This is a genomic window from Spiroplasma endosymbiont of Virgichneumon dumeticola, from assembly GCF_964264745.1.
GTDB lineage: Bacteria > Bacillota_I > Bacilli_A > Mycoplasmatales > VBWQ01 > Spiroplasma_E.
Map to the genome: position 1 here is coordinate 740,419 of NZ_OZ183478.1, position 21,218 is coordinate 761,636.

Below are 21,218 nucleotides of genomic sequence, written 5' to 3' on the forward strand. Positions count from 1 at the left end.
CTTAATGTAAAAATAAAGGGTATTTAAACCCTTTAAATTTTAATTTTAGTTACTTTTTTCTTATCTTTATTTGTTAATTCTTGACGTTTTGCTTTTTGAGCAATAATAAAATCTTCAAAATCTTTTTCATCAACATCAAAAGCATCTAATTTTTGTGCAATAGGAGTTTCTGTTAATTGTAATTTATCATTTAATTGTTTAGTATTTAAAATAATATATTCAATTAATTTATTAAATTTAAGTTCTTTTGCAACTATATCTTGTTTATTTTTTTTAATTTTTTTTGAAATAATAGATAATACAAAAGCAATAATAATACCACTAGTAACTGCTCCTCCTATAATTCCACTTAATAAATATACTGTTAAATTCATTTTTTATTCCACCTTTTCTATTTGAATTTTATTTGAATGTTGTTTACATAAATTACATTCTTTTTTATGTTTTTTAATTTGTTGATATTGATAAATTAAATAAGGACTTGTAATAATAATTGGTATAGTAATTAATCCATATTTAATTAATTTTCCATAATTACCTAATTTAGTAATAACATTTAATCCTATATGACTAAACATTGGAAATAAAGTTAATGCTACATGATCTGGTCAACTAAAATTATATTGAGTAGTATAATTACCTATTCCCATTTCTATTGGTATTTTAGGTATTAATCATGGTGTTATTGTAAAAAATAATGTTATTAATATACCAATAATATGACTAGTTATTTTTAAAATATTTGATATTAAAATTTTTATTTTATCAATATGAGTACTATTTTTATTAAATCAAATTTTATTTAATCTTTTATATTCTTTATTATCTTTTGATATTGGATTAATAGTATTTCATATACCAATTGGTTTAATTGGTTTATCTAATTCAATAATAATTACCACCTACTTTCATGTTTTATATTTACTTTTATTTTTATAAATAGAAATGCCAATATTTTTATTTAAATTATTAGTTTTATGAAAAGTTAAATATTCTTTTCTTTCTACTCTTCATGCTCTACTACCTAATTCAGTTTTTGGTAAAGTTTTAAATTCTTTAAGTTTAAAAAATCCACGTTCTAATCTATTAATAAATGCAGTTGTTTTTAATACATTAATATTCGTTGATTTAAGCACATTATAACGTTGTTTACCTTTACTAATACCTTTCTGTTCTTTAAGTTGTTTCTTAACATATTTACGTATCTGTGAAGGTAAAAAACCCCTTAAAAAATATCTTCAAAATATTGTTCCAGCACCACTACCATTTTTACCTTTTTGAACTTTCATTAAGTTTCAAGTTTCTTCACTTACATTAGGATAAGTATATGGTCCATATCAACGTTTATTTTTACTTGTATCACTTTGTATTAATACTTGTAATAAACCTAATTTTAATGATTTATTAGATTTATAAAAATTACCTTTTTTTAATCATGAACTAGATAATACTACTCAACCTTTTTCATCTTTATTATTAGTTTCTTCTATATCTTTATCATTTAAATCTTTAGTATTATCTTTTAATAAATTATTAATTTTTTTAGCAGGATTAACAAATAATTTATTTAATTCATTTTTTAAAATAGTTAATTCATTAGATTTTAATATAGATAATAATTTTTTAGCAATATTTGGATTAAAAGTTGAATATGGTTGGTCAAGTTCTTCTTCACTAACATTTTCACTATCTAAAACTGCTTTTAATCCTGTATCTTTACTATAATTTTTTAATAAACTAACAATTAATACACGAATATCATCACTTGCTAATGCTGAGTATATAAGTCTAATAATTAAAGGTAACATTATAAACTCATATGGTTATAATCTCAATTTAATGAAGCATTATCATGATTTAATGGTACTTCACTCATATTATCACTACCATATTGACTAGATGTTTCACTATTAATAGTAAATCTATTATCATTAATTAATCTTGCAGTTTCATTATTAAATGGTGTTTCTTGCATTTCTTGGTTATGATGTGTAGTTTCAATAGGTAGTAAATTATGGATAATTTCAGAAGCACCAGCAACTATGGTAGGTACTGCATAAGCATTATTAAAATCATTATTAATACCCATTGCAACACCACTTGAAATCAAACATCCACCATTTGCCATATTTGCTAATTTACGAATAGTTTCAAATCTATTAGGTATTAATTCAGTAATTCCTGCCATAAGATTTGAAATACCATAAGCATTTAATGAAATATAAGTATCTCAATCCATTAAATGATTATCATTATTAACTAATAATACATTATCTGGAAATGGGTCTACTGTTGTTGTAGTTATTGGATTTTCAGTTGGATTTGGATTAATAGAAGAGTTAGTAAATTTACTATAATTTGCTAACCCAATTATTCCTAAACCTAATAATATTTTTTTAGAACTATTAATTAGTTTAGTTTTAGCAGAAGGTCTTTGATTTAAATTTCAAATATCTAAACCTAATTTTTTACCAAATAATAAACTATTAATTGAACCTAATATTGGATTACCTATTAATTGACCATAATAAGCACTAGTTCCAATCATTGCTGAAATTGGACTTATACCAGTTCTTATTAATTTAGTTAAAGTATAATTATTTGATTGTATATTCTCAACATGTGGCATTTTTAACATCCTTTAAATTAGTTTGTTTTTTAACTTGAATTCTAACTGTTCCTTGACAATTTATATTATCTCCAACACATATAGCAAAATTATCATGAACATCACTTACTATAAAATAATCATTTCTTAATTTAGGATATTCATCTAATAAAATTGCTCTTATATCATTACTTGTAGTTAAATCTTCTGGTTTGGCTGAATAAATAGTAATATGTGCTTTTTCATCAAAATATTTATAAATATATTCCATAATTATTTTTTAGTAAATTCTAATTTTACTGTTCCATAATATTCTTTATTATTACCAGTCATAGTAGAACTTGTTGCTGTAATATTACTAAATGTTGCTTTACCTTTTTCATAACCATTATTACCAATATTTACTATTATAGTTTCTAATTCATCATTAGTAGGTATTGCACCAGCCATAGTAATTTTTCCTAAATTTTTATAATAAATTATATTTTGTAAATCTAAAATATTCATATTATCATAATCTGTTGATTGATAAGTTGCATTAACATTAGTTGCATCAACTTTATAATTTTTTGCTCTTGCTGTTTTAATTTCATCAACTGTTGGCATTTTTTCTTGAATAATATACATTAAATCTGGTCTAATTGCACTTGGTAATGCATATAATGCTTTCCCAATAATACGAATATTATCTGTTGCATTATCTAATTTATTTCTTACTTTAGTAAATGAAATAGGCATACCTCACATATAGCGGTTATAAACTACACCAAATAAATCTAATAATTTATAATCTTTTTCTAAATGCATACCAGAAACAGTATCATGAATAAAATCTTGTTCTAAATAAAAACTTTCATAAAATTCCATACCCATAATTTGATTTGTATATCTTTTACCAGTTGCTAAAGTATTAGCTGCAATTTGACCATAATTTAATAATGTAAATGCTTTTGCTAAATTAAAACTACTATCAATACCACAAGCACCCGTTAAATCTGCTTTATTAATACCAACTGTAATATCATCTACTTTTTTAATTAATTTATTATTTCTTTCTCCAATTGTATAATAAGCATTTAATGCTTGTTCTTTTGTCATATTATTTAAATTTAAAGGTAATACTAATGATTTAGCAATTGCATAATCTTTTGTACCTTGTAAAAATATTAATTCAAAATTTTCTCTTAAATTTCTCATAAATGAACTTGTTCAATTTGAAACAATTTGAGTTGCTACATTTGCTGGTGAAGTCATAAATCTTTCAATATCAAATTCTGGAATATTAAAATCAATTGTTAATTCTTTATTAATAATTAATGTTGTTGTTTTAACTGTTCCTTTTTGTCTTTTAGTACCTGTAAATTCATCTCATGTTGAGCCTCATAATACACGAACAGTTGCTCTATATATTGCCATTGCTACACCACTAATATTTGCTATTTGGTCAGCAGTAACAGTATTTCTCATAAATAAAGTACTTAATTCAGCAGTTAATTCACCACGAACTTGGGCTTCAAGTACACTTAAAACAGCATTTTCAGTAGGGGAATTACCACCAATAATAAATGCTTCTGGAATTTTTGGAATTGCCATTTTATCCTCTTTCTATTTAATAGATTTAAGTGCAGTTCCTCTTGCTAAATTTACAAGTTTTTCTAATTCGTTAGGGTCAGTAATACCTGTAGTTTTAGCTTTTTCATTTAATTTTCTTTCTAATTCTTCTGGATTAATACTATTTGTATGTAAATCTAAAAGAGTTTTAGGATTAAAATCATTTGAATTAGGTTTATTTTCTTGTTTAATAGATTCTGATGTTTTATCAATAAGAAATTCTTTATAATCTTCATTTATTTTATTAAATGCTTCTTGTTTAGATAAAGATTTATAATTATCAGTACTCATTAAATTTTTAATTAAATTTACTTTTTTAGTATCTTTAATATTAGAAAATAATTGTTGCTCTTCATAACTATTAACTTTATTTTCATATTCTTTTAATTTAGTTTCATATTCACTTAATTTAGGTTCAATATCTTTTTTACTTTCAGCATATACTACATTTCTATGTTGTTTTAGTAAACCTTTAACATCATCTAAACTATAATTCTCTTTTTCATCAAAAGTAAAATTACTCATACCTTTAATCTCCCTTTATGAATTTTTATTATATTAATAAATCACTTTAATATATGTTATTTAACATATTCACTTTAATATATTATATCATTTTTAACCTTTAAAATAAAGAAAAAAACCTATATTTATTATAGGTTTCTAGTCATTATTTTCTATTTTTCTTGGTTCAATAATATTAATAATTATATTACTATTATTTGCTTCTATATCTTGATTATCTATTAAATCATCAAACATATCTCTATGATTAGTCCTTAAATAAGCTCATTCATATTGAGATACTTGTGTAACATTTTTTAATCGCGCAATTCCTATTTTAAGGCACGCCTTATCATATTCATCTATAAAATCTTTTTGCCATTTTGTCGACCTTCTTCGGCAATCAAATATATATTTATTATCAATATTTAAAATATAATTTAATTCTTGTTTAGTACATTTTTTTAAATTATCTTTATTTGTTCTTAAATATTCTTGTATCTTTTCTTTATAATTTCCTAAATATTTTCTTTGTGCTGGCATATTATCACCTTAATTTATTATTTCTTATATTAATTATATCATTAGTATCAGAAATATTATTACAACATTTTCTTTTTAATTACTATTATAATCAAATTCATAAATTAAGAAAGGAATTAAATATTATGAATTTTCTTACTGATGAACTTGATTATGAAGAATGTGATAAAGAAATTAATAAAAATGATATTAATTATTTCAGAAATATATGATTAGCATATGATGATTTTTGACATAAAAATAAATATGATAAAAGTAAATATAAATATGTTAAAACTGCTCCAAGAAGTCCAAATACTCAATATGGTAAAATAGATAATTTTTATCGTAGATGTTATTTAATATTAGAAACTAATGAATATTATTATCCTTTAGATAATTATATAAAAATTAAAAAAAGAAAAAGAACCTTAACTAATTTAGAACATATAATAATAAAAAATTCAGGTAATGGTAAAAGACAATCTGATGTACAAGATATAGTAAAAAATGCTAAATTTTCTAAAACATATATGACTAATGTAATGAAAAATGCAGTAATAGGTGTTGAAAAAATAAAAGAGAAAAAGATAGTATTACCAAATGAAAAATTATTTGTAAATATGGATGATTGTTTTATTTCTTCATTATTTAATAATAAAAAACAAAAAAATCGTATTCGTACAATTAGTGCAAATAAAGGTACAGATTTAGAAAAATCTACTAAAAGTAGAAATGTTTTAAAAGATAAAAAAATAACTTATATGAAAACTAAAAATGGTCAAAGAATTAAAAGACAAGAATTAATTGATAAAATTTATGAATTTCTTGATTTACAATTTATTTATAATAAAAGTAGTTTAGTATTTATTGGTGATGGTGCACCTTGAATTAAAACTTCTGCTAAAAAAGAAAACATTCCTTATGTAATTGATAGACACCATGTTTTTAAAGCACTAAAAAAAGGTTTTATTTTTAATAGAAAAGTAGATAATAAAAAATTAACAAATGCATATAACTTATTTATTAATGGTAAATATTATTTATTATTAGATTTTTTAAAAGTAAATAATATTGATGAAAAAATATATAAATATTTTAAAAATAATAAAGAAGGTATTATTAATCAAAAAGAAAATTGAAATCAAGGAGTTTGTGCTGAAAGTGATGTTTCACATTTAGTGAAATCATTAAAAGGTTATGGTGCTAAAATTTATAATGATAAAGTACTTAATAATATGCTTTTAATTAATTCAGCAAAAATTAATAAATTAAATCTTTTACTTTAATATTTTAAAAACTTAATAAATCTTTACCTAAATAGTTAGGAATTTTTGTTATAAAATAATAAAATAAAACATTAAAATACTTTGTTTATTTAACAAAATATGATATAATTATAGCAACAATTAAATAGTTTAATGTTGTCTTTTATTTAAAGAAAATTAAATTATAACTATTAACTTTATTCACCCTAACAAGTTTTATGGCTAAACATTTGAAGAATCAATTCACTTCTTAACATCATCTAAAATTTCAATAATATTAGACTCATTTAAAATTGCATGCTTGCCATTTTCGTAGAAATTATAAGTAATCCCATCTCGCCAATGTTTATTATTAATTTTAATCTTATTGAAATCAGCAAATGCATCTTTACCTGATTGCACAATTAAAACTGGACATTTAGCACTATTAAGATTTTTAGGAACATTTTTACTTAACTTTTGTGCTTGCAAGGAAAATAACAAAGTAAATTTCATATTAGTCATTGCTCGCATTTTACCATTTTTAATATATTTAGGATTAGTTGATATTTCTTCCATTTCAAAAGTAATCGGTAAATTATGATGCTTATGAAACAGAAAACCTCATAACGATTGACAAACCAATGATGGTTTTAATTTAAGTACTTGTTTTTTAGTAACAAAATTCGTTAATATTGCACCATCAATCATTTTAGTTAATTTCTTAGCAGCTAATGCTGTTAAAGCAGAACCTAATGACTCACCCATTAAGATAATCTTTTTATCAGGATATCGTTCATTTAAAACACTAATAATATCTTTAATATCATTAATAGTTGTTCCTAATGTATGATATTTTCATTTTTCATTTTCGCCAAAACCACGTTGATCAAAACTTAAAAAAGAAATGCAATTTTTAGTAAAATATTTAGTTGATGTTTTAAAATCAGTTAACGAAGCACCCATGCCATGAACACCAATAATAATATACTTACTATTATCAACAAATTTAAATTCAGTATGTAAAAAATAATTATCACGGGTTATGATTCCTTCATTACTTCATTGAGGAAAATGGAGATTTCGTTCTCAATAATAGTCAATATGAAAAATTTGATAAATGCGATAAATAATATAAATTAATAGTAAGACTGCTAAAATACCAATGACTACTGTTCATCAATACTGTTGCCAAAAATTATCCATAATAATTTAATAACCTCCAAAAATAGCACAAGAATAAAACTGCTTATTAATATTTTATCAAATTAATTAATAATTTATTCAAACTAAAGCAATTCTAGTATATTTAATTAAAAAAGTGTTTTAAAATGCATCTAGATAATTATTAGATGCATTTATTCTTTATAAAATTATTATTTTTTAACAATCTCAGCAATTAATTGTCCTTGTGTTACTTCACCTTTAACTAACACATTAACTTTATAGTCTAACATTGTTTCAGTAGTAAATAAAATTGGTGTAACAACTTCTTTTTTACCTTTTTCTTTGATTTCTTGTAAATTTGCAATCACCATAACATCATTTTGATTAATTCTATTGCCTTGCTTAACTTTAATGTCAAAACCTTTACCTGCTAATTCAACTGTATCAATGCCAATATGAACTAAACATTCAATACCAGTAGTATCATCTTTAATACCATAGGCATGACCTGTACTGAAAACAGTTGCTAAAACTCCACTAAATGGTGCAACAAAACTAATTCCTGCTTTTTCTTTATAATGAGGAATAATGGCAAAACCAGTTCCTAACATTTCTTGGGAAAAAACAGGATCTTGCACTTCACTAAGATTAATAATTTTTCCAGAAACTGGGGCATAAATTTCTAATTTCTTACTTTGACCCGTATTTTTTGAAAATCATTTTCGCATTTTTATTCTCCTCTTTAATTACAATATATGTATACTTTATAATTCTAGCATAACTTTTATTAATTTAACCAACTAATTAATGCCATAATGGAACTTATTAACGAAACTAAAAACATAAAGGCAATCATTAAAAAAATTTTACGTTTAATGAATACTAAAATACCTTCTTCTTTGCTAATCTTCAAATACTTTTGATTATTTGGTCGTTTACTTCATCATAAATGAATCCCTAAAAAAATCATTCCTAGCACTACTGATGAAGTTATTCACACAATAAATCCAACAGTTGTTGTAGTTTGAGGTGTTTCTACTGCTTGAAAATTTCAATACATTTTATACATATCCTTTTTATTTTGTTTTTAACATTTTTTCAACTAATGATTTAACTTCATCGTTCGTTTCACATTCTAAGGCTTTGGCAACTAATTGTTCCATATCCTTTTTATTTAAAGTACTAATAATCTTTCTTGTTTCTAAAACACTAGATGCTGACATTGAAAATTCGTCTAACCCTAATCCTACTAATAATGGGACAGCAATTTGGTCACCAGCCATTTCACCACACATGGCAACAGGACAATTATATTTATGACCACCATCAATTGTCATTTTAATTAAACGTAAAATAGCAGGGTGATATGGTTGGTACAAATATGATACTTTTTCTGACATACGGTCAGCTGCAATACTATATTGAATTAAATCATTTGTACCAATTGAAAAGAAATCAGCGTATTTAGCGAATGTTTCAGCATTAATAGCAGCAACCGGAATTTCAATCATCATTCCAATTTTAATATCATCGCTAACAGCAATCTTAGCTTTTTTTAATTCATCTTTACATTCTAAAGTTAATGCCTTGGCTGCTTTGAACTCTTTAACTGTGGCAATCATTGGAAACATAATAGCTAATTTACCAAAGACAGAGGCACGCAATAAAGCACGTAATTGGGTTTTAAAAATATCTTTACGATCTAAACATAAACGAATAGCACGATAACCAAGGAATGGATTCATTTCTTTTGGTAAATCTAGATAAGATAATTCTTTATCACCACCAATATCTAAAGTTCTAATAACAATTTTATTTTTTGTTTTTTCCAATACGGCTTTATATTGTTCAAATTGGAAATCTTCCGTAGGGAAATCTTTACTTTCCATGTATAAAAATTCAGTTCTAAATAATCCTACACCTTGCGCATCAAATTCTAATACTTTATCCATATCTTTTGGTGAACCAATATTAGCTTCTAATTTCACTTCATGATTATCTTTAGTTATAGTTTTTTGGCCTTTAAATACTAGTAATTCTGCTTGCAATTTAACTCATGATGTTTGTTTAGCAACCCATTTCGCTTTTTCACTACCGTCCAAATTAATTTCAACGGTTCCTTCACTACCATCTAAAGCACAAATTTGATTATCTTTGATTTTAATAGTCACATCTTGTAAACCAAGAACAGCAGGAATGCCAATACTACGTGCCATAATGGCTGCATGTGATGTTCTACCACCAATATCGCATAAGAATCCTTTGACAAATTTTGGATTTAACTGACTAGTTTCTGATGGAGTTAAATCATGACTAACAATAATTATTTCTTCTTTAATGTTTGTTAAATCGATAGTTTTAATATTTAAGATTTTTCTTAAAATACGATCACGAACATCAATGACATCCCCAACACGTTCACGGAAATAGTCATCATCCATTCCTTGTAAAGTAGTAATAGTTTTATTAGCAACAATTTCAGTAGCACGTGCTGCATTTAACATTTCTGATTTAATTAGTTCCTCTACGCCTTCTACTAGTTCAGGGTCGGTTGTGACACTAAGATGAGCTTCAAAAACAGCAGATTTTTCTTCACCCATCTTTAATGTTGTTTCTTGAATTAAAACTTTAATTTCTTTACCAGCAGCTTCTAAAGCGTCATGAAATTTTTTAATTTCATTAGCTAATTCTTTTTCACTAACCTTTTTATCACTAGTTTTAATTACTTCATGTTTTAAAACTAAAGCTTTAGCTACAGCGATACCGTTACTAGCGCCAATGCCTTTTAATTTTAGCATTCAATTCACTCCTTATATTCTTTGTATTTGTTTAACATCTATTTAAATTATAATGAATATTTCCTATAATTGGTGAAAAAAATTATTTATTTGTGATAAATATCATAGTTAAATAGTAAATTAGTTTTTAACATTCTTAATAAAGTCAAAGTTTTTCTTTTTTTTGTGTTAAATAAAATGGGGTTTGACCTTTACTATCTTTAATATAAACATTAGCACCAAGTGTTGATAATATTTCAGCAACTTCTTTGTTGTTATTAACAATTGCAGTATGCAATGGAGTATGTCCAAATTTATTATCTTTACTATTAATATTCATTACTTTTTCAATAAGTAACTTAATAAAATTATTTTTCTTATAAGTAACAACAGTATGCAATAATGATACATCATTATCTAAATCACTGCTAATGTTTAAATCAACACCATTATTCAATAGTAGTTTTAAAACAGTTGGCGTGCTTATCATTGCAGTAATGACTAATAGCAAAGCATTATTATTAGTAATATCAGCACCATTATCAATTAATAATTGAATAAGTTTAATGTTATTAGTTTCAATAGCTATATAAAGAGGCACTTTATAGTTTTTATCTCTAATATTAACGTCAGCACCACTATCAGTTAATAACTGTAGTATTTCATGATTATTTTTCTCAATCAGCATTTCAATAGTACTAACATCATCAGCTAAAATGTTAATATTAGCACCATTTGCTAATAAATATTTTACTATGGCAATATTTTCCTGATAAGCAGCAATAAACAAAGCATTAGCTCCTAATCCATCAACAACATTAATATCAACTCCTCATGATAAAATTGCTCTTACTAATTCATAATTTCCACTGTTTGCTGCTGAATGTAATGGTGAATATTTTATTTCTTTATTCTTTTCAGCAATAACATGATTAATTAATTGGTTAAAATCAACACCAATCTCATAAAATAATTTGATTAATGAAATCTCTTTAAAACTTTCCATTTCAATTTTTAAATAATGATATTTTTTATTTAGTGAAATTATTTTATAAATCATTTTATTAATTTGAGTAGTAAATTGTTTACGAAGCTGATTAGTATTTTTACCAACTTTAATATTCATATCAATTAATAAAAAAAGGCTTTTCTCCCTTTATGTACTATTTTTAAATTTTATCACATAAATGCTGAGAAAAGCCTATCTACGGACTTCTCCCCACATTTTTAAATTAAACATAGCATTACAGTTTCAAAACTAGGTATGTTATTGAATTTATATGCAGCTTCTTTTGCATATAAATGAATATGATGTTTTGCAACTTTGATATGTGTTTTAAATGTTCTTCGTATATGTTTTCATACTGACTCAATTTGGTTGGTATTTACACCAGTTTTTGAAACATAGCCATCTTGATGGTTAACTGTTTCATGCTTAGTGAAAACCGATTTCAAATCGCGATATCCTTTTCAAGAATCAGTATGTACATCACACTTTGAAGAAATGTGGTTTATTGCAAACTGCAAAAGATTTTTACTGTTTGCGTTTTTCAATACTTTCACAATCAGATTGTTGGTTGTTTGTTCATAAATACCAACAATCAAGGTTTTGTTCAACAAGGATCTTCCTTGTTTTTTAAAACCCATATGTGAAAGATACATTTCATCCATTTGCACTATGCCCTCAACAATGAATTGAGGTTCTTGTTTAGCAATGGCACTTCGGATTTTATGACCCATTCTTCAAGCTGTTTTCAAGGTCACTCCCAATTCTTTTGCAACATCAGTTGATGGAATTCCATGTTTGGTGTTTATTCATCTAAAGATGAGATAAAACCAAGATATTAAAGGTGTTTGTGACTTTGAAAATATAGTGCCCGTGAGAATACTGAATGTTTGATGACATTTCAAACATCTCATTTTTCTTAAATTAGAAGTATTCAAATTAAAACTAGAACACCTAATACATTTGCTTTGTTTCAAACTTGCTATATATGCAAGACATTGTTTTTCAGTTTGAAAAGTATTATTGAACTCATTCAATTTCATTGTTTCCTCCACAAGTACATGTGGGGAGAAGTCCGTAATGCTTTTTTAGTGCTAGCAGCTTTTTTGAAAGTAGTAAAAAAAATCATAAAATCCCAAAATAATCTTAGTTTTACTGATATTGTTGGCAACTGCTAGTTTTTCATTACTATCATTAATAGTTGCTACATATTCTTCTTGAAATTCTAAGCAAACACTTACAATTTTTTGATTTTCTTTTGATGCCCTACTCATTTCTAAATGTGCTAAATTAACAGATAGTTTTTCTTTTACTAAAGTTTCTATAAAATCATTTCTTTTTTTAATAATATTTTTAGAATTTATTGAATATTTCTCTTCCATTTCCTTGCTCCTTTTTTTAATCCTATATATAATTAAGGTTGTATCACATAAATATCAAGCAATACCCAAGAATTCATTGATATTTATTTGTTATTTTTGCATACATGTGTGGGAGAAAATTTGAAAATAAAATATCTTGAAATTTCATATTAGACATGTTTTAGCGATTTTTATTAAATACAAACAAAACTATTAAAAATGATAGAATCATAATTATAAAAATATTAGGAGGTAACGAAAAATAATGTCAAACAAAGTATTAGTAATCAAATCATCACCAATTACCAAAGAAAAATCATATTCAACAGCACTAGTTAATCGTTTTGTTAAATATTATCGTGAATTTCATCAAGAAGACGAAATTATTGAATTAGATTTAAATGAAATAGATATGAGTAAAAAAAATATTAATACTCATAACTTTAATGAATATTTCAATGAGACTGACTCAGATTTTTATATTAACCAATTAAAAAGTGTCCAAAAAGTAATTTTTGTTTCACCGATGATTAATTTTAATATTAGTCCTATTGGCAAAATATACTTAGATCATATTCTAGTAGCTAACAAAACTTTCTCTTATAAATATCAAAAAAAGGGTGACGCCATTGGTTTATTAGATAACTTAAAAGTACAAATCTTAACAACACAAGGTGCACCCTTTGGTTGATATCCTTGAGGAAATCATACTGAATATTTACGTGGCACTTGAAACTTTGTTGGGGCAAAAGTAGTAGAACCGATATTAGTAGCAGGAACAAAAGTTAAGCCAGAAGGTGATTTAACACCTGAACAATTAATTGATAAATATGATACTAAAATTAAATCTGCTGCTAAAGAATTCTAGAATAAAGACTTTTCTTAAAATGGAGTTACTAAGGGTTTTCTTAGTAGCTCCATTTCATTTATTAATGTTAAAACTTTATAGAATTTAGGATTAAGCAGGTCAAATTGAATCATTATCACCTTGTTTAATAGTAATATTATTTCTACTAAACATTCCATAGTTATAACCATTAATTTCTAAATCAAAGCGGAATAAATTATTGTTTATTTCAATAATAAAACTATTTGCACTTTTCAAATGTTGATTTAAAATTTGATTAGTAAATTGTATATCAGCCTTTTCTGTACCAGCATATTTATTATAAGTTTGAAACAAGTCATTAGGGTCTAAAATACCCTGGTTAAGAGCATATTTTTTAATTTTATCATTAGCATAATCAATAACATTACCAAAAGTTTTACCGTCATTTTTATAATTTTAAAAATCAGTTTTATTCATTGTTAATGTAAAAGAATTGTTATCACCTATAAACAACTTATCTTTCAAAAGTCCATTGTTCATAAAAATAGTAGCATATTTATTAGCAACATCATCAATTTTTGCCACTCTGCTTTGATTTTCTACAATTACTGTTGGAATAGTAACTGGCAATAAAGTTAAGTTATCATAATTTCAATCATTAATGTGATACTGTGATGCTAAGCTAACATTTGGTAAATCATTAACAGAAATTAAAGATTTAAATTGTCATGAATTTAAATACGTTTCAAAAGTTTGATTATAATAATTCATGCCAGTATCTTTATTATTTTTTAAAGAACTAATTACTTCTGATTTACTATTAAAACCAGGATCAGAAATACCACCTTGTTTACCAGCACCATTAACTCATAATTCCCTTCCTGTCATAACATTTTTTGAAACTGCTCCTAAAAATTAGAATTAGTAATGGCTTTTCTCAGCATTTATGTGATAAAATTTAAAAATAGTACATAAAGGGAGAAAAGCCATAATTTATTAAATTCTTTACTTATAGAATAAGCAATAGGTTGCGTATCTCCATCCCATATATAAGTAACTCTATATTTTTTCCCGGAAAAAAATTTATAATTAATTTGGTTTTTTGTTATCCTTGTTCCTACTTCTTTTCATTTTGGAATACTTGGATTAGGATTAGGATTTGGTGTTGGATTATCTTTTAATTCAATATCTCAACAATTGTCTTCTATTTCATTAGTTTCTAAACTTTTTGAATTAATTTTAATTGGTTTATCTATATTAATTATACTTGGTGAAGTAATATCTAATGTATTACTAGTGATTTTATAAGTATTTTCTTTTAATTCTTCTTCTAATGAATATATTTTACCTTCATCATCATTAAATCTATCCATTGCAATAGCATTTGAAATAACTACTAAATCAACATAAGATTCAGTAATTCTTTTACCACTAATTCCTTTAAAAAAACTAGCTAATACAGCACCTTCACCTTGTCATAAAAATTGCATATATATAATTGGACTTTTTTCTACATTTTTTCAACAATAACCAACTCTATATAAAGTATTTACTTTAAAATCATAATTAATTTTAATGTTACTTTCTTTTATACCAATATTTTTTCATTTAATAACATTTAAAGATTTTATTCTTTCATCAACATATTTTTTATTTGGAATATCTAAATCATCAGTTATAACTGGATTATTTCTATAAATTAAAGTTTTACCACCAACATTAGTTTTAATAATATCATTAACTAATCTTGTTGTATTATCTTTATCATTTTTATTATTAAATATTCTATTTTCATCAACTGAACTACCACCAGTAGCACTAATAACATTATCTTTAATAGTTATATTAGTACCAGCTGTTAATTTATCTTGTTTTAAAACTAAAACACCTTGTACATTAGTTACTTCAGTCTTAATTTGACTAATATGTAAATCTTGTGTATCATTAACATTTTTAACTTCATTAATAGCACCAGTAATAGTTTTATCTGTTGTTATTAATGCATTATCAGTTTTATCTTGTTTTTTATCTAATAGTTCATTAGTTTCTTCTTTTTTATAATAATCAGTTAAATCAGTTTTACCACCAGTAGCACTAATTTTATTATCTTTATCAATAGTTATATTAGTACCAGCAATTAACTTATTTTGTAATTTATCATCTGCATATTTTTTAGGTAATAAAGTAGCAGTAGTATATTGTTCAAAATTAAATGCTCAATGTGGTTTGTCTACTTCACTAACATATCTATAATCAATATGTTTTCATAAAACATTTTGATTAGTAATATCATTTAATATTTGTGAAATATCACGATTATATTTATTAGTAAATATTCTTTCTTCAATTTTATCACTTACATCACTATTAACTATATGAGTTTCTTTATCATAAGTAATATCAATAGTTTCTTTTGGACTTTTAAATTCAGGTAAATTACCACCACCAGTACTATTAATTTTTAATTTAGGTATAGTATCACTAACATCTTGAATTGTTATACCAGTACCAGCAATAATTCCTTGTTTTCGTAAAAATGTTTTATTTCCAGAATCTCAAGTAATTACTCTTGTATCACTTTCATCAAAAATACTAGGTGTATTAAAATTATCTTTATTACATGATATATTACTAGATATTGCTTTTCTTGGTGTATGTAAATTTGCTTGTTGTAATAAATTATATACTTCCATTAAAACGTAATCTGGTTCACTTGGTGGACTAATACTACTTGATAAACCATTACCACTAATATATACAGAACTTCTGAAAAACCCCATTCCATCAGTTAAATAATGAATAGTTAATCTTGCTGTTGCTCTTTTAACTAATTGTTTTTGAGTTTCATTAAGATTTTTAAATTCTGTTAATTCAATTTGATTACCAGTAATTGTATTAATTCTTTCACTACTAATAGCAATTGCCATTACTGTTAAATCAGTTTTATTAGTATCAGTTGTAGTTTGGTCTGCATCTGGAATAAAACCATATATAGTTTTTAAATCATCTTTAATAATATAATTTAAATTTACATTTCAATTATTTTTGTTTTCCATAATCTTTATACCTTTCATATCCTTGTACTGCTTATGATTTATTAACTACACCAATAACTGATTTATATTTCTTTTGTTGAATTACTTTTTTACCTATATTTTTAGAATTTCTACGTGCTAAGTATTCTTTATCTTCTTTATCTAATCCACCATGATAATATTGTCTTATCAGTACTGAATTAGCCCCAGTACCATAAGCACCAGTTGCTTTACACATATCAATTCACATTTCTTTTGATATCATAAAATAATCATATGATTTACTTAAATTAGTTCTATATGTTAATGTAGCAATACCATAAGTACTAGATTGTTGTTGTACTACTGGTGTTCATATACCACCAGCAAGAGCAGAACTTGAAAGATTTACATAAACTCCAATCATACTGTTATAATCTTCTTGTGTTAAAGAATTCATTATTATTTCTTTACCTTTATCCATTAATAACTTACCATTTAAATATTGTTTTTGAATATGTTGTAATTTAGCAATATTATTATTAGTAATATGTGTCATTATTTTTTTATGAATTACTGGTAAATTTGTTAATTTTTGTAAACCTTGTTGAAATTCAGTTAATTCTTTTTGTGATTTCCCATGTCCTAATACTTTTGACATTAATTGATTTTTTAATATTCCGGCTGGATTTTTTAAAAAAGCATTAAATAATGAACTATTTTTTTTAAGTTTTTCTATATATTCAGCAGTTTGTACATCACTAACAGCAGTTTCTAATATTATTCTTAAAAGTAAGATAATAGGCATTTAAATTACTTCTTTGTAAATGTTACTTGTAAAAAACCATCATATAAAGTTTTACCTTCTACATTAGCACTTGTTACTGTTAAATTAGAATAATTAGTATTACCTTTAACATAATTTGGATTTTTAGTAATAACTGCTTTTTCTACTTCATCTGCAGTTGGTGTTGCTCCAGCCATATCAATTTTTCCTAAATTAGTAAATTCAATTGCTGTTGCAATATCAATACTTGAAGTAACTGTAAATCCTTTAACTAAATCTGGTCTTAATGCTTTCCCTTCACTTACTAAAAATTTATGATAATTTCTAACATTACCATTAGTTTGTAAAATAAAAGTATTATCTTGACCACGATTAAATGGAAATGCTAATGCTTCTTTATGTACTAATACAGCATCACAGCCTAAAAAATTAAATCCTTCTTTTTTATCAATTACTCCTGTTGGATAATTTCTACCTAATCATGGACATTCTACAATTTTAATACCACCAATTTCTACAATTTTACCATCTTTTAATGCTTGACTTGCACTATCACTACCTAATGTAGTTGTTGCTAATAATACTAATGGTTTAAAAAACTAGATACTCATAAAGTATAATCTTCTTCATCTGTACCAATATATTCATCATTAATACGTGCTTTTAATGTTGCTAATGTATTTGATATTTTTAATCATAATAACATTCTATAATCATCTATTTTTGGATTACTTGGTAAAGCAATATTAATAATGCCATTCTCTTTTGCTGTTTTAACTCCTAATGCTAATAATTTAGCAACTAAATATATCTCTACTGATTTTGCTTTTCCATCAATTCAGCCACTAACATAACTATCAGCAATAGTAATAGCACCTTCTTCAAATTTTGCACCATATCTTTTCATGTCTAATGTTTCATATTCAAATTCAATTTGTTTACTTTTATCTAAAAGAATTTGTACAGTTCTAATTGCTGTTACATCATTTGCACCTGCACCTGATGAATAATCATCTGTAATATTACGTTTTGTAACATTATAAATAGCAGTACCTGAATCTAATTGTTCTCTATTTTCGGTTGTAGCATTAATTAATGATACTCTTTTTGATAATAATACTTTTAAATTTTTAATATATTTAACACTTAAATCTGCTTTGCCACTAACAGTACTAGCATCTTTAATTGTTGTTGATTGTGTTGTAATAATTGCCATATTTTTAACCTACCATTCCTAATTTATTTGTTTCAATTTCATTTGATGTATCTTCTTTAAATTTATCTTTAACATTTAAAGAATTACTAATATTTGTATCTTTAGTTTTATTAAATAAATGTGGAAAATCTTTATTTAAATTTGATAATTCTTCATCAATATCTTCTTTATCACCAAGATATTTTTTTAATAAATTAATATTTTCTTGCGATAAATCATATTTTTTATAACTTTCTGTATGTCGTATTTCTCTATCTTTATCAGTTTTTTCTTTAAATAATTCTTTATACTTTATTTCTAATTCTTTATATTTATCTTCTAAAGTTGGTTCTTTAGTTTCTTCAATTACTTCAGGTTTTTCTTCTTTAAGTTTCTGAATTTCTTCTTGTTCTTTTTTTGTTTCTTCTTCCATATCTATACCTTCTTTCTTTTCATTTTCATTTAACATAAATTCATCACCACCTTTCTATGTTGAACTTTTTGGATTAATTACCAATGACTTAGTTTGTAAATTTCAATTAGCAGAATAAATAGTTGAACTTCCTTTACTTATCAATTCAAAAGTTGATATAAATTGATATTCAATATTAATTAAATTATTTTTCGGACTTCTCCCCACATGTACTTGTGGAGGAAACAATGAAATTGAATGAGTTCAATAATACTTTTCAAACTGAAAAACAATGTCTTGCATATATAGCAAGTTTGAAACAAAGCAAATGTATTAGGTGTTCTAGTTTTAATTTGAATACTTCTAATTTAAGAAAAATGAGATGTTTGAAATGTCATCAAACATTCAGTATTCTCACGGGCACTATATTTTCAAAGTCACAAACACCTTTAATATCTTGGTTTTATCTCATCTTTAGATGAATAAACACCAAACATGGAATTCCATCAACTGATGTTGCAAAAGAATTGGGAGTGACCTTGAAAACAGCTTGAAGAATGGGTCATAAAATCCGAAGTGCCATTGCTAAACAAGAACCTCAATTCATTGTTGAGGGCATAGTGCAAATGGATGAAATGTATCTTTCACATATGGGTTTTAAAAAACAAGGAAGATCCTTGTTGAACAAAACCTTGATTGTTGGTATTTATGAAAAAACAACCAACAATCTGATTGTGAAAGTATTGAAAAACGCAAACAGTAAAAATCTTTTGCAGTTTGCAATAAACCACATTTCTTCAAAGTGTGATGTACATACTGATTCTTGAAAAGGATATCGCGATTTGAAATCGGTTTTCACTAAGCATGAAACAGTTAACCATCAAGATGGCTATGTTTCAAAAACTGGTGTAAATACCAACCAAATTGAGTCAGTATGAAAACATATACGAAGAACATTTAAAACACATATCAAAGTTGCAAAACATCATATTCATTTATATGCCAAAGAAGCTGCATATAAATTCAATAACATACCTAGTTTTGAAACTGTAATGCTATGTTTAATTTAAAAATGTGAGGAGAAGTCCGTAGATAGGCTTTTCTCAGCATTTATGTGATAAAATTTAAAAATAGTACATAAAGGGAGAAAAGCCTTATTTTTTTCATTGAATGCCATTATTTTAAATCAAACTGATGAATATATTTTAGCCCCACTACTGGGACTATCATTTGTTCATAATAAATCATTAACATAATTGTCATTTAATCTTTCTGAATGAGTTAAAGAAGCAATTTGATTAGGTAATGGTGGGACAGCACCACTATATTTATTATTTACATTAAATATTCACCCATTATATTCATCATTATGATTTCCTGAGTTATTATTATATTTATTATCATTCATAAAAACTGCAAAAAAAGCACTTCATTTTTTTGGTTTAATACTACCTAATTCACTTAATTTAATACTAATTGGTGTAAATCAATTTTTATTATTTGTAAAATTATTTCCTGCTGATTGAACATTCATATTTGTTGAAATTGTAAAATTAAAAGATAATGTCATACTTTCATAATCTTCTTTGAATTTATCAATATTATCATATCCATATGATTTTACATTTATTGAAATTTTATTGTAAAATTTTCCCATTTCTTCATTTTCAATAATAGTTGGTCTCATTTCAAATACATCATCACTTGAACTAACAAAATGACTTGGTTGAATATTATTAACAATCCCATATTTACTTTGGTCGCTTAAATCAAGAAATATTGGGTGCGCTCTTTCAATTAATGGTGGTGGTTGTATTGCTTGTGGAAAATTAAAAGGTGTATCAAATTTAAAAGTATTATTTGCTAATAAAAATGTATTTTGAATTAATCTACTATTATTACTTGCTTTACCTACTGTTTGATAAGTACCACTTCAAATTGCAAAATTATCATTAACAGCACCATTTCTATTATCAGGCATTGAATAAAATGTTATTTTAAAATTACTTTTACCAACTACTTTAATATCAATCATATCAATTGCTCATTTTACTATATTTTTATTTGTAAAATCTGGTGCTTGTAATAAAGGTTTGTCAACATCTGCTATTGGAAGTAAATTAATTAAATTTTTATTTATAGGTTCTATTTGCCCTAAATTAACTGTTTCTTGGTCAA

27 protein-coding genes are annotated in these 21,218 nt (G+C 24.9%); 3 read left to right on the forward strand and 24 right to left on the reverse strand.

Features of this window, described 5'->3' with window-relative positions; genetic code table 4:
* Positions 1-32 precede the first annotated feature (32 nt).
* The 8 genes from ACFEL4_RS04795 to ACFEL4_RS04830 form a co-directional block, all read right to left on the reverse strand.
* Positions 33-374 (reverse strand): hypothetical protein, encoded by a 342-nt coding sequence (locus ACFEL4_RS04795; RefSeq protein WP_375318329.1) that lies wholly within the window; start codon positions 372-374, stop codon positions 33-35.
* A gap of 3 nt (positions 375-377) precedes the next feature.
* Positions 378-902 carry a hypothetical protein gene (locus ACFEL4_RS04800; RefSeq protein WP_375316884.1) on the reverse strand — a complete coding sequence of 175 codons (525 nt, stop codon included), beginning with the start codon at positions 900-902 and terminating at the stop codon, positions 378-380.
* On the reverse strand, positions 903-1,808 hold the full coding sequence (locus tag ACFEL4_RS04805) for a hypothetical protein (protein WP_375317700.1): 906 nt from the start codon (positions 1,806-1,808) through the stop codon (positions 903-905).
* Positions 1,808-2,629: a hypothetical protein gene (locus ACFEL4_RS04810; RefSeq protein ID WP_375318330.1), complete on the reverse strand. Its 822-nt coding sequence runs from the start codon at positions 2,627-2,629 to the stop codon at positions 1,808-1,810. Before ACFEL4_RS04810 ends, ACFEL4_RS04805 begins: the two co-directional genes overlap by 1 nt.
* Positions 2,598-2,879, reverse strand: a complete 282-nt coding sequence (locus ACFEL4_RS04815; RefSeq protein ID WP_375316881.1) for a hypothetical protein — start codon at positions 2,877-2,879, stop codon at positions 2,598-2,600. The genes ACFEL4_RS04810 and ACFEL4_RS04815 overlap by 32 nt, the downstream gene beginning before the upstream one ends.
* Before the next feature lie 2 nt (positions 2,880-2,881).
* On the reverse strand, positions 2,882-4,201 hold the full coding sequence (locus ACFEL4_RS04820) for a hypothetical protein (protein ID WP_375318331.1): 1,320 nt from the start codon (positions 4,199-4,201) through the stop codon (positions 2,882-2,884).
* A gap of 12 nt (positions 4,202-4,213) precedes the next feature.
* Positions 4,214-4,744, reverse strand: coding sequence for a hypothetical protein (locus tag ACFEL4_RS04825; protein ID WP_375316879.1), 531 nt, complete (start codon positions 4,742-4,744; stop codon positions 4,214-4,216).
* 138 nt (positions 4,745-4,882) lie between these two features.
* Positions 4,883-5,266, reverse strand: coding sequence for a hypothetical protein (locus tag ACFEL4_RS04830; RefSeq protein WP_375318332.1), 384 nt, complete (start codon positions 5,264-5,266; stop codon positions 4,883-4,885).
* Between the two features lie 125 nt (positions 5,267-5,391).
* Here ACFEL4_RS04830 and ACFEL4_RS04835 point away from each other — a divergent pair, with 125 nt between their 5' ends.
* Positions 5,392-6,534 carry an Mbov_0401 family ICE element transposase-like protein gene (locus tag ACFEL4_RS04835; RefSeq protein ID WP_375318333.1) on the forward strand — a complete coding sequence of 381 codons (1,143 nt, stop codon included), beginning with the start codon at positions 5,392-5,394 and terminating at the stop codon, positions 6,532-6,534.
* 201 nt (positions 6,535-6,735) lie between these two features.
* Here the strand turns inward: ACFEL4_RS04835 and ACFEL4_RS04840 are convergent, their stop codons facing one another.
* From ACFEL4_RS04840 to ACFEL4_RS04870, 7 genes are all read right to left on the reverse strand, one after another.
* Positions 6,736-7,698 (reverse strand): alpha/beta hydrolase, encoded by a 963-nt coding sequence (locus ACFEL4_RS04840; RefSeq protein WP_375318334.1) that lies wholly within the window; start codon positions 7,696-7,698, stop codon positions 6,736-6,738.
* A 170-nt stretch (positions 7,699-7,868) separates the two neighbouring features.
* Positions 7,869-8,387: a PTS sugar transporter subunit IIA gene (locus ACFEL4_RS04845; protein WP_375318335.1), complete on the reverse strand. Its 519-nt coding sequence runs from the start codon at positions 8,385-8,387 to the stop codon at positions 7,869-7,871.
* Positions 8,388-8,446: 59 nt separating this feature from the next.
* Entirely contained in the window at positions 8,447-8,728 is a 282-nt protein-coding gene (locus tag ACFEL4_RS04850; protein ID WP_375318336.1) for a hypothetical protein, read from the reverse strand.
* 7 nt (positions 8,729-8,735) lie between these two features.
* A complete protein-coding gene (gene ptsP, locus ACFEL4_RS04855; protein WP_375318365.1) occupies positions 8,736-10,457 on the reverse strand; it encodes a phosphoenolpyruvate--protein phosphotransferase in 1,722 nt (573 codons plus the stop codon).
* Between the two features lie 136 nt (positions 10,458-10,593).
* The gene (locus ACFEL4_RS04860) at positions 10,594-11,562 is read right to left on the reverse strand and encodes an ankyrin repeat domain-containing protein (RefSeq protein ID WP_375316785.1); all 969 of its coding nucleotides are present in this window, start codon (positions 11,560-11,562) and stop codon (positions 10,594-10,596) included.
* Positions 11,563-11,663: 101 nt separating this feature from the next.
* Positions 11,664-12,485 carry an IS1595 family transposase gene (locus tag ACFEL4_RS04865; RefSeq protein WP_375316786.1) on the reverse strand — a complete coding sequence of 274 codons (822 nt, stop codon included), beginning with the start codon at positions 12,483-12,485 and terminating at the stop codon, positions 11,664-11,666.
* A 51-nt stretch (positions 12,486-12,536) separates the two neighbouring features.
* The gene (locus ACFEL4_RS04870) at positions 12,537-12,824 is read right to left on the reverse strand and encodes a hypothetical protein (protein WP_375316787.1); all 288 of its coding nucleotides are present in this window, start codon (positions 12,822-12,824) and stop codon (positions 12,537-12,539) included.
* Between the two features lie 244 nt (positions 12,825-13,068).
* Here ACFEL4_RS04870 and ACFEL4_RS04875 point away from each other — a divergent pair, with 244 nt between their 5' ends.
* Complete coding sequence (locus ACFEL4_RS04875) at positions 13,069-13,671, forward strand: FMN-dependent NADH-azoreductase (RefSeq protein ID WP_375316788.1); 603 nt, start codon at positions 13,069-13,071, stop codon at positions 13,669-13,671.
* Positions 13,672-13,761: 90 nt separating this feature from the next.
* Here ACFEL4_RS04875 and ACFEL4_RS04880 read toward each other — a convergent pair whose 3' ends face one another.
* The 8 genes from ACFEL4_RS04880 to ACFEL4_RS04915 all read right to left on the reverse strand — a co-directional run bounded on the left by ACFEL4_RS04880 (position 13,762) and on the right by ACFEL4_RS04915 (position 19,289).
* The gene (locus tag ACFEL4_RS04880; protein WP_375316789.1) at positions 13,762-13,986 is read right to left on the reverse strand and encodes a hypothetical protein; all 225 of its coding nucleotides are present in this window, start codon (positions 13,984-13,986) and stop codon (positions 13,762-13,764) included.
* 102 nt (positions 13,987-14,088) lie between these two features.
* Positions 14,089-14,520: a hypothetical protein gene (locus ACFEL4_RS04885; RefSeq protein ID WP_375316790.1), complete on the reverse strand. Its 432-nt coding sequence runs from the start codon at positions 14,518-14,520 to the stop codon at positions 14,089-14,091.
* Positions 14,521-14,576: 56 nt separating this feature from the next.
* Positions 14,577-16,688 (reverse strand): hypothetical protein, encoded by a 2,112-nt coding sequence (locus ACFEL4_RS04890; RefSeq protein WP_375316791.1) that lies wholly within the window; start codon positions 16,686-16,688, stop codon positions 14,577-14,579.
* Positions 16,689-16,719: 31 nt separating this feature from the next.
* Positions 16,720-17,454, reverse strand: a complete 735-nt coding sequence (locus tag ACFEL4_RS04895; RefSeq protein ID WP_375316792.1) for a hypothetical protein — start codon at positions 17,452-17,454, stop codon at positions 16,720-16,722.
* A 5-nt stretch (positions 17,455-17,459) separates the two neighbouring features.
* Positions 17,460-17,630, reverse strand: coding sequence for a hypothetical protein (locus tag ACFEL4_RS04900; protein WP_375316793.1), 171 nt, complete (start codon positions 17,628-17,630; stop codon positions 17,460-17,462).
* Positions 17,631-18,016: 386 nt separating this feature from the next.
* Complete coding sequence (locus ACFEL4_RS04905; RefSeq protein ID WP_375316794.1) at positions 18,017-18,649, reverse strand: hypothetical protein; 633 nt, start codon at positions 18,647-18,649, stop codon at positions 18,017-18,019.
* A gap of 4 nt (positions 18,650-18,653) precedes the next feature.
* On the reverse strand, positions 18,654-19,097 hold the full coding sequence (locus ACFEL4_RS04910) for a hypothetical protein (RefSeq protein WP_375316795.1): 444 nt from the start codon (positions 19,095-19,097) through the stop codon (positions 18,654-18,656).
* Between the two features lie 18 nt (positions 19,098-19,115).
* On the reverse strand, positions 19,116-19,289 hold the full coding sequence (locus ACFEL4_RS04915; protein WP_375316796.1) for a hypothetical protein: 174 nt from the start codon (positions 19,287-19,289) through the stop codon (positions 19,116-19,118).
* Here ACFEL4_RS04915 and ACFEL4_RS04920 point away from each other — a divergent pair.
* Positions 19,289-20,110, forward strand: coding sequence for an IS1595 family transposase (locus tag ACFEL4_RS04920; RefSeq protein ID WP_375316797.1), 822 nt, complete (start codon positions 19,289-19,291; stop codon positions 20,108-20,110). The genes ACFEL4_RS04915 and ACFEL4_RS04920 overlap by 1 nt on opposite strands.
* On the opposite strand, the gene ACFEL4_RS04925 is transcribed toward ACFEL4_RS04920, so the two are convergent.
* Entirely contained in the window at positions 20,107-21,075 is a 969-nt protein-coding gene (locus ACFEL4_RS04925; protein WP_375316798.1) for a hypothetical protein, read from the reverse strand. The two genes, ACFEL4_RS04920 and ACFEL4_RS04925, sit on opposite strands and share 4 nt — an antisense overlap.
* Positions 21,076-21,218: the final 143 nt, after the last annotated feature.